Raw genomic sequence first — 3,005 nt, forward strand, 5'->3', positions numbered from 1 at the left:
AAAAATAAATCACAAAAAAACTTCAATTTTACTACGCCAATTTACTTTGTTCATGTCCTTGAAAGTTTTAGTGGCATCTACGAAGCTTCGGGATGGATTCGAACCATTATTTTACTATATTTTTTCTAAAGATAAATCACAAAAAAACCCTCAAGTTTCCTTGAAGGTTTTAGAGGCATCGTCCGGATTCGAACCGGAGTAGGAGCTTTTGCAGAGCCCAGCCTAGCCGCTCGGCCACGACGCCAATATTTAATTGGTTTGCAAATGTACTATAAAATTTCTTAAATGCAAGTTTCAATTTCTAAATAAAGCATATAATTCTATTACAAAGTAATTTTCTTTATTAAGAATAACAGAAATTAATTTCTATATTCTTCCATTTCAATAGTAACTGCTTCAACGTCACCACCAATAGGAGGATTTAGTTTTGAAACCTGAACGACAATTCTTGATATAGCCGCAATTTCATTGAAAATACGATTTACAATTCTATGTGCTACATGCTCTAATAAGTCTGATCGTATATCCATTTCTTCAACAACAATGCGGTTTAACAGCACATAATCTACTGTATCTTTTAAATCGTCAGATATACTTGATTTACGTAAATCTGTTTTTACTTCAAGATTAACGAGATAGTCTGATCCTATTTTTCCCTCCTCGATCAAGCAACCGTGGTAAGAGAACGTTCTGATATTTTTAAGTTTTATTATTCCCATTTTTGATTGTTAGTTTTAAGTATAAAGATACTGCTGAAATCCCAGCTATTAATTGGTTTCGTTGTAAACATTAAACTCAAACCTTAAAGTTTTTTTTATCTTTGCTAAAATAAAACAAAAAGATGTCAACTGAAGAAAAATCACTCCATTTTATAGAACAAATCATTGAAGACAGTTTAACAAACGGTTTTCCTCAAGATAAATTACGTTTTCGTTTTCCACCAGAGCCAAATGGTTATTTGCACATTGGCCATGCCAAATCTATATGCTTGAATTTTGGATTAGGTCTAAAGTACAATGCTCCAGTTAATCTACGTTTTGATGATACTAATCCAGCCAAAGAAGAGCAGGAGTATGTTGATGCTATTAAAGAAGACCTAGAATGGTTGGGTTTCAAATGGGCTGATGAACGTTACGCATCTGATTACTTTCAGCAATTGTATGATTGGGCTGTAATGATGATTAAAAATGGAAAGGCGTATGTAGATAGTCAATCTTCTGAAGAAATGGCTGCTCAAAAAGGTACACCAACGCAACCAGGTGTTGATGGACCTTATAGAAATCGTTCAGTTGAAGAAAATTTAACTTTATTTGAAGGTATGAAAAATGGTGATTTTCCGGAAGGAAGTCATGTTTTGCGTGCCAAAATTGATATGGCTTCTACCAATATGTTGATGCGTGATCCTTTGATGTATAGAGTGTTACATCGTCATCATCATAGAACAGGAAACGATTGGAAAATCTATCCTATGTATGATTATGCTCATGGAGAAAGCGATTTTATAGAACAAATTTCACATTCGATTTGTACCCTAGAATTTGTAATGCACCGTGAGTTGTACAATTGGTTTTTGGATCAAATTTATGACGATACGAAAGTGCGTCCAAATCAATATGAATTTGCTCGTTTGAACTTGAATTATACTGTAATGAGTAAGCGTAAATTACTCCAATTGGTTCAAGAAAATTTTGTAAACGGTTGGGATGATCCTAGAATGCCTACTATTTCAGGTTTACGTAGACGTGGTTATACTGCTAATTCTATTCGTAAATTTTGCGAAATTATCGGAGTTGCAAAGCGTGAAAATATTATCGATTATTCATTGTTAGAATTTTGCTTACGCGAAGATTTAAACAAAACTGCGCCACGAGTAATGGCTGTTTTAGATCCAGTTAAATTGATCATTACTAATTATCCTGAAGGTCAAGAAGAGTGGTTGGATGCTGAAAATAATCAAGAAGATGAAAGTGCTGGGTTCAGAAAAGTACCATTTTCAAAAACTTTGTTTATTGAAAGAGAAGACTTTTTAGAAGATGCGCCTGCTAAATTTTTTAGATTAAGTATTGGTCGTGAAGTACGTTTAAAAAATGCCTATATAATTAAAGGTGAATCAGTTGTAAAAGATAATTCAGGAGAAATTCTTGAAATTCACGCTACTTATGATGCAGATAGTAAGAGTGGAAGTGGAAGCGAAGCCAGCCAACGTAAAGTTGCGGGTACCTTGCATTGGGTTTCGGTAGCTCATGCTTTGGAAACTGAAGTTCGTTTGTATGATCGATTATTTTTAGACCAAGCACCTGACAGTCATAAAGATAAAAACTTCTTGGATTTCATGAATCCGAATTCACTTCAAGTTGTAAAAGGATATGTAGAGCCTAGTTTAGCTACTGTGAAAGCTGGTGATAAGTTTCAATTTCAACGTTTAGGTTATTTTAATGTTGATAAAGATAGTACGGCTGAGACCATTATTTTCAACAAAACTGTTGGATTAAAAGATGCTTGGGAAGAAAAAGGCAAAAAAGATGAAAATCTTTTGATGAACACTCAAAAAGATCTGAATAAGTACGTTAAAGAAAAGGATGAAACTGCTGCAGCTTCTCTTTTAATTCCTATTACTGAAAACATTAAGAGTGTTGATAACTATAGTTTGTTAGTGCAAACGGTTACCAAAAATATCAAAAATGATAACAATGCTTTGTTGTTTGCTAATTTGATTGTTCAATATTCTGATAAAGTTGAAATTAATTCGTTTGATGCAGATTTGGTTCAAAAATTTTATACGATGTCGTTAAAAAGTCAACTGCCGTCAGTTCGAATGGCTGCAATTTTGAATTTGAAAAATGATGCTCAAAACCTAGTTTTATTTGAAGCAGTTTTATCAGAATTGAAAAATGTAGAAAAAAACGAAAAAGTGCTTGCTTTATTAAATTAGAAAATCACTTTTTTAATTATAGATATTATCAATACTAAAACTCCTTTAATCGGGAGTTTTCTTATTATTAGTA

At 32.9% G+C, this 3,005-nt stretch carries 2 protein-coding genes and 1 tRNA gene; 1 reads left to right on the top strand and 2 read right to left on the bottom strand.

Translation table 11 applies throughout. The features are described 5' to 3' along the window. Positions 1-173: 173 nt before the first annotated feature. Both DNC80_RS14735 and folB read right to left on the bottom strand, forming a co-directional pair. Positions 174-244 (bottom strand) — tRNA-Cys (locus DNC80_RS14735). Between the two features lie 115 nt (positions 245-359). Continuing rightward, positions 360-719 carry a dihydroneopterin aldolase gene (folB, locus tag DNC80_RS14740; protein WP_086455422.1) on the bottom strand — a complete coding sequence of 120 codons (360 nt, stop codon included), beginning with the start codon at positions 717-719 and terminating at the stop codon, positions 360-362. 122 nt (positions 720-841) lie between these two features. Between folB and DNC80_RS14745 the strand changes: the two genes are divergently transcribed. Further along, positions 842-2,932 (top strand): glutamine--tRNA ligase/YqeY domain fusion protein, encoded by a 2,091-nt coding sequence (locus tag DNC80_RS14745; RefSeq protein ID WP_182651867.1) that lies wholly within the window; start codon positions 842-844, stop codon positions 2,930-2,932. The last annotated feature ends 73 nt before the right edge of the window (positions 2,933-3,005 follow it).

The sequence above is a fragment of the Flavobacterium sp. SOK18b genome, from assembly GCF_014156605.1.
GTDB lineage: Bacteria > Bacteroidota > Bacteroidia > Flavobacteriales > Flavobacteriaceae > Flavobacterium > Flavobacterium tiangeerense.